Genomic DNA, 6152 nt, shown 5'->3' with positions numbered 1-6152 from the left:
CCCTTCACGCCGCCGACGATCGCAGCGTCAATCCGTTTTCATCACGCCGCCAACGCCCGCGTGTGAAGGCTCGCTCACCCTCACCCCCGGCCCCTCTCCCTGAGGGAGAGGGGGGCAGAGCGGACCGCATCTTTGATGAATCGCTCGAACGATTATTCCGCCGCGGCGGCGAAGTGGGGCTTCAAGGCCTCGTACAGCTTGCCGTAGGCCGGGTAGAGGGCGTCGTAGGTGGCGGCGGCGCGTTCGTCGGGGGCGATGCGGTCGGTCACGGAGATCGTCGCGTCGCAGGCGGCTTCGACGCTGGCGTGGGCGCCGGCGCCGACCATCGCCAGGATCGCGGCGCCGTAGGCCGGGCCTTCGGCGGCGTTCGTGATCGCGCAGGGCTCGTGATAAATATCCGCCTGCATCTGCCGCCAGAACGGGCTCTTCGCCCCGCCGCCGGACAGGCGGACTTCGCCGATCGGGACGTTCAGATCCTTAATAATTTCCAGGCTGTCCCGCATCGCGTAGGTCACGCCTTCCAGCACTGCGCGGCCCAAGGCGGCGCGGTCGGTGCGGAGGTTCATGCCCACCCAGGCGCCGCGGGCGTGCGGGTCCGCGTGCGGGGTGCGTTCGCCGGAGAGATAGGGGAGGAAATAGACGCCCTCGCAGCCGGGCGGGACTTCCTCGGCCCGATGGGTGATGCGGTCGAAGGCGCTGTCGCCCAGGTCCATGCACAGGCGATTGCGGAACCACTGCAAGCTGCCCGCGGCGGAGAGCACCACGCCCATCACGTGCCATTTGCCCGGGACGGCGTGACAGAAGGTGTGGGCGCGGCCCTCCGGGTCGATCTGCGGTGCGTCGCTGTGGGCGAAGACGACGCCGCTGGTGCCCAGCGCCGCGCTGACCACGCCGGTGCGAACGATGCCGTTGCCCACCGCCCCGGCGGCCTGATCGCCGGCGCCGCAGACCACGGGGATGCCGGCCGGCAGGCCCATCGCCTCGGCGGCTTTGGGGGTCAGTTCGGCGGTCGCCTCGGCGCTTTCATGGACCGGGGGGAGCAGTCCGCCGTCGAGGTCCAGCTTGCCGATCAGCTCGTCGCTCCAGCGGCGGTTCCGCACGTCCAGCAGCAGCGTGCCGCTGGCGTCGGAGACCTCCGTCTCCAACACGCCGGTGAGCGTCCAGCGGACGTAATCCTTCGGCAGGAGGACGGTTTTGAGTTGGGCGAAGCGGTCCGGCTCCTCGTCGCGCAGCCAGAGGATCTTGGGGGCGGTGAACCCGGTCAGCGCCGGGTTGGCGACCATGCGGATCAACTCCTCGCGACCGCCGGCGGCCTCGGTGATCGCCTCGCACTGGGCGGCGGTGCGCTGGTCGTTCCACAGCAGCGCCGGGCGGATGACCTCGTGGTTCGCATCGAGGAACACGCTGCCGTGCATCTGACCGGACAGGCCGATGCCCTTCACCTCGGACGGGTCGAAGGCGCCGTCGTTGACGAGCTGGCGGACGGTCTGCACCGCCGCGTCGGCCCAGTGGCGCGGCTCCTGCTCGCTCCAACCGGGCCGGGGGGTGAGGAGCGGGTACTCGGCGCTGGCGCTGCCGAGGGACGTGCCGTCGGCGCGGACGGCGAGCGTTTTCGTCCCGCTGGTGCCGATATCGATCCCGAGGAAGACGGACACGGGCGAGGACTCGATTGCGGACGACGAACGGGCGAACGGGGGTCGGACAGTCTACCCACCGGGCGGTCTGCCCCGGAACCGTGAGCGCCGTCAACGGTTTGCCTAGGGCTCAGCAGGGGACTGAATAGGGATAATCCTACTGGTCGGGCTGTACTCATCGTCATAACATGATCCGTTCCCTGTGCCCCCGCGCACGCGCCGCCCGCGTTGACGGGCGGCACACCTTTTTTGTTCGGGCCTTCGCTCCTTTTCCCCCCAACTCGCTCCCCCCTCATGTCGACCCCCTCTCCTTCCCGAACTGGGCCTTCACGGCGTTCGGGCTTTACGCTGATCGAACTGCTGGTGGTGATCGCCATCATTGCGATCCTGGTCAGCCTGCTTCTTCCGGCCGTCCAGCAGGCGCGCGAAGCGGCCCGCCGGAGCCAGTGTCAGAACAACCTGAAGCAACTCGGGTTGGCGATGCACAACTACCACAGCACCTACAAGGCGTTCCCCGCCGGTAAGAGCGGCACGGGCAGAGATCTCAACGGCGGAAATCCGCGCGAGTTGCACGGCAACGAGGGCTGGCTCAGCTACCTCGTGCCGCTGACGCCGTACATGGACCAGACGGCCCTGTGGAACCAGATCAAGAGCCCGTTGGCCGTGCGGTTCGACGGTTCCGCCCAGAGCCCGCCGTTCCCCGCGGGCGGCGCCTACCCGGACTTCAACCAGTACGGGCCGTGGCGCGTGCAGATTAGTAGTCTGCTCTGTCCGTCCGACACTCTGAAGCCGACCAACATCGCCGACACGAACTACGGCGCCAACTGGGGCGACAACGGCGGCGGCAATAACTCCCGGAACCTCAGCCGCGCCCGCGGCATGTTCGCCGGGCAGGACAACCAGAGCAACAACCAGATCAATATGACGCTGGGCGACGCCCGCGACGGAACGGTGAACACGATTCTGATCGGCGAGATCGGTCGCGACAACGGCGGCCAGGCCTTCCAGGGCGGCTACCTGATGGGCACCCCCGTGACGCCGGTCAACGGCAACCAGGACGACCCGGACGCGTTCACCGACCCCAAAGCGACCTGCCTGGATATCGCCAGCGACCCGAACAACCCGGGGACTTACGCCAGCGGTTCCTACCAGTACTCGGGCCTGCGCGGCTCTTACTGGACCTCCGCCGGCGCCGGCGGCAGCGGGTTCAACACGATCCTGCCGCCGAACGGCCCGAGCTGCCAGGCCCGGACCGACGCATGGCGTGGGTTCGTCTACGGCCGCGGCATCTTCTCCGCGGGCAGCTACCACTCCGGCGGCGTGCAGGTCGTGCTGTGCGACGGTTCGGTGAAGTTCATCTCCGAGACCATCGACACCGGCAACCTCTCCGCCACCAACCCGCTGAAGGGCCGCAGCCCCTACGGCGTTTGGGGCGCCCTGGGCAGCCGCAACGGCGGCGAGACGGTCACCGACTTCTGATCCTCTCGGTCAGGTCGACGAGTTCGCTCGGGGGATCTCCTTGAGACTCCCCGAGCGATCCCGGCCGTCGTCGGTCACCCGTGGGGGCGATCGTGCACGCGGTCTCGTCGCAAAGCACAGGAACTCACTGATGTCTCCACGACGGCTGCCGACCAGTTGAGGCAGGGGCGTTCGTCAGATCGGCGAACGCCCCTCTCCGCGTAACGTTTGCGGGTAATGTTTGACTGCGTTCCCAGGCATCGGCCCCGCCTGATGAATTTGTGGATTGTCCGGCCCTTTGCCGGCATCATTCCTAGCAGAGCTGGATAGATCGGGGTAAGATGATGCGTCTCTGCTCGATGCTGAACCGCTCGGTTCGACATCGATCAAGGCTTCTTCGTTTCGGCCTTTCAACCGTTCTCGGCCCCTCGGCCGTCCCCCAACCAGGTCTTTGCACTCATGTCGACGTTTCTACCGACCCGAAGCGCATCGCCGCGCCGCTCGGGTTTCACGCTGATCGAACTGCTGGTGGTGATCGCCATCATTGCGATCCTGGTCAGCCTGCTTCTCCCCGCCGTCCAGCAGGCCCGCGAAGCGGCTCGTCGGAGCCAGTGTCAGAACAACCTGAAGCAACTCGGGTTGGCGATGCACAACTACCACAGCACTTATAAAGTGTTCCCGACCGGCAAAGGCGGGTCGCACAACAGCTACACCCCGCCCTCCGGTCCCACCGACCGTCATACCGGCGGGAACGAACGCTGGCTCAGCTTCCTGCCCCCGCTGCTGCCGTTCCTCGACCAGGGTTCGCTGGCGACCCAGTTGAAGAACCCGTTCGTCCGTCAGAGCGACGGCAAGACGTTCCCCCCGGGCGGCTCCTTCCCGGATTCCTGGGAGGAACCGCGCTGGAAGACCCAGATCGCCAGCCTGCTCTGCCCGACCGACACCCGCGAACCCACGGGCGTCGCCGAGACCAACTACGCCGCCAACTGGGGCGATAACGGCGCCGGCAACCACTCGGACAATCTGAGTCGGGCTCGCGGGATGTTCGCCGGCCGCCACTGGGACAATAACTACGTGCACTTCAGCATCGCCGACGCCCGCGACGGCACGGTCAACACGATCCTGATCGGCGAGATCGGCCGCGACAACGGCACCGAGGCGTTCCAGTCCGGCTATATCAACGGCGTGTCCGCGCTCGCTCCGCTGAACGGCGATGCGGGCAACCCGGACGCCTACCCCGACCCCAAAGCCAACTGCCTCGACCTCGCCGGAGACACCGCCAACCCCGGTACCTACGACACCAGTAGTTACGGGTTCGGCAACCGCCGCGGGTCCGACTACCCCGCCGGCGGCGCCGGCGGCACGGGCTTCAACACGATCCTGCCCCCGAACGGCCCGAGCTGTAACGCGATGAGCGCCACTTGGGAAGCGTTCGTCACCGGGCGAGGCATCTGGAGCGCGGGCAGCTACCACCCCGGCATCGTGCAGGTCGTGCTGTGCGACGGCTCGGTCAAGAGCATCTCCGAGACCATCGACACCGGCAACCTCTCCGCCAATAACCCGGTGAAGGGCCGCAGCCCCTACGGCGTCTGGGGCGCCCTGGGCAGCCGGGCCGGCGGCGAGACGGTCACCGACTTCTGATCCTCTCGGCCGGCCGGCGACTTCGCTCGGGGGATCTCCTTGAGGCTCCCCGAGCGATCCCGGTCTGACGCCCCCGCCGATCGCCCGCGGGGCGATTCCGCACGGCGGCGTCACGGAGCAGACACGTTACGGAAACGCGGCGGTCGACCCGAACATCGGGTCGGCCGCCGCGTTGATTTTGAGGCCGGCGTTTGGAGACCGGCGTGCAGATCTTCGGGGGAGATCCCCGGGGTTGCGGACGGTCAGTTCATCGTCGGATCGCCGCCGCCGAACGATTGTTCATCCGGCGTGAGTTCGACTTCTTCCGTCTCGCCGCCGCGATCGTCGTCGCAGCCGACGAGGGCGAACGGCAGAGCGGTCAACGCGACGATGGCGACGAGCCGGGAAGACAGCGTCGGGCGAAAGGCGAGGCGAGGCATGGAAACTTCTCGGGAGTGCGGAGAACGAACGGACCGACGTCCTGAGCGGGCTGCAGGACGCGGTTAGTGTACGCCCCGCCCCGGGAAACGGCACGCGTGTCGCCCGCGAAGACCGTCGCGGATCCCGCCGCCCGGATTCTCAGCCTCGTTCGGCTCCCTCAATTCGACCGGGGGGACGAACGTCGACCGGGGGGACGAACGACCGGGAGTCGGGTCCTCGTCCCGCTTTGGATCCCCCCCGAACCCGCACGCTTTCGCCGGGGTCGGGACGCAGGTAGTCTGCCGCGCCGTTCGTCGCTCCCGCTCCCGGTCTGCCCATTATGCGTCACGTCCTCTCCGCCCTGGTGATGAACCAGCCGGGCGTGCTGGCGCACGTTTCCGGCATGCTGGCCAGCCGGGCCTTCAATATCGATTCGCTGGCGGTCGGCGCCACGGAGAACCCCCGCTTCAGCCGGATGACCTTCGTCATCCAGGGCGACGACCGCGTGCTGGAGCAGGTCCGCAAGCAGCTCGAAAAGCTGATCAACGTCGTTCGCGTGCTGGATTACCAGAATACGGACATGGTCGATCGCGACCTGATGCTGGTGAAGGTCTCCACGGTCGGCGTCGGCCCGGACGGCCAGGAGAACCCCGCCGCCAAGCGGACCGAGGTTCGCGAACTGGCGGACGTGTTCCGCGGCAAGATCGTCGACCTCTCCCCCGCCCACCTGATGATCGAACTGAGCGGTTCGGAAAATAAGATCGAGGCGTTCATCGACCTCGTCCGGCCGTTCGGCATTCTGGAGCTGGTTCGCACCGGCCGCGTGGCCCTCGCCCGCCGCGGACGCATCACCGAAGGCGTCGAGGACGCCGAGGCTCAGGCCGACAAGATCGACGCAATCGAAGCCGCCGCCGAACCGGCCGCCGCCTGACGGGCGCGACGTCGCCCCTCGAATTCACCCGTTCGTTAGCCGTCCTCTTCAAGAGGACGGCTAACGGGTTTCTCTCCCCTCCCCAACCC

General features: G+C 67.5%; 5 protein-coding genes. 3 read left to right on the top strand and 2 right to left on the bottom strand.

What is annotated here, in order from left to right; all coding sequences use genetic code 11:
* Positions 1-152: 152 nt before the first annotated feature.
* The gene (xylB, locus tag LzC2_RS19515) at positions 153-1655 is read right to left on the bottom strand and encodes a xylulokinase (protein ID WP_171189707.1); all 1503 of its coding nucleotides are present in this window, start codon (positions 1653-1655) and stop codon (positions 153-155) included.
* A 273-nt stretch (positions 1656-1928) separates the two neighbouring features.
* On the opposite strand from xylB, the gene LzC2_RS19510 reads away from it, so the two are divergent.
* A complete protein-coding gene (locus LzC2_RS19510) occupies positions 1929-3113 on the top strand; it encodes a DUF1559 domain-containing protein (protein WP_174977622.1) in 1185 nt (394 codons plus the stop codon).
* Between the two features lie 438 nt (positions 3114-3551).
* The gene (locus LzC2_RS19505; RefSeq protein ID WP_174977621.1) at positions 3552-4733 is read left to right on the top strand and encodes a DUF1559 domain-containing protein; all 1182 of its coding nucleotides are present in this window, start codon (positions 3552-3554) and stop codon (positions 4731-4733) included.
* Positions 4734-4975: 242 nt separating this feature from the next.
* Here the strand turns inward: LzC2_RS19505 and LzC2_RS19500 are convergent, their stop codons facing one another.
* Entirely contained in the window at positions 4976-5152 is a 177-nt protein-coding gene (locus LzC2_RS19500; RefSeq protein ID WP_171189704.1) for a hypothetical protein, read from the bottom strand.
* 320 nt (positions 5153-5472) lie between these two features.
* Between LzC2_RS19500 and ilvN the strand changes: the two genes are divergently transcribed.
* On the top strand, positions 5473-6063 hold the full coding sequence (gene ilvN, locus LzC2_RS19495) for an acetolactate synthase small subunit (protein WP_171189703.1): 591 nt from the start codon (positions 5473-5475) through the stop codon (positions 6061-6063).
* The last annotated feature ends 89 nt before the right edge of the window (positions 6064-6152 follow it).

This window comes from Alienimonas chondri, from assembly GCF_013036045.1.
Taxonomy (GTDB): Bacteria; Planctomycetota; Planctomycetia; order Planctomycetales; family Planctomycetaceae; genus Alienimonas; species Alienimonas chondri.
Note: the sequence above shows the minus strand (reverse complement) of the source record. Positions and strands in the feature narration are given on the sequence as shown.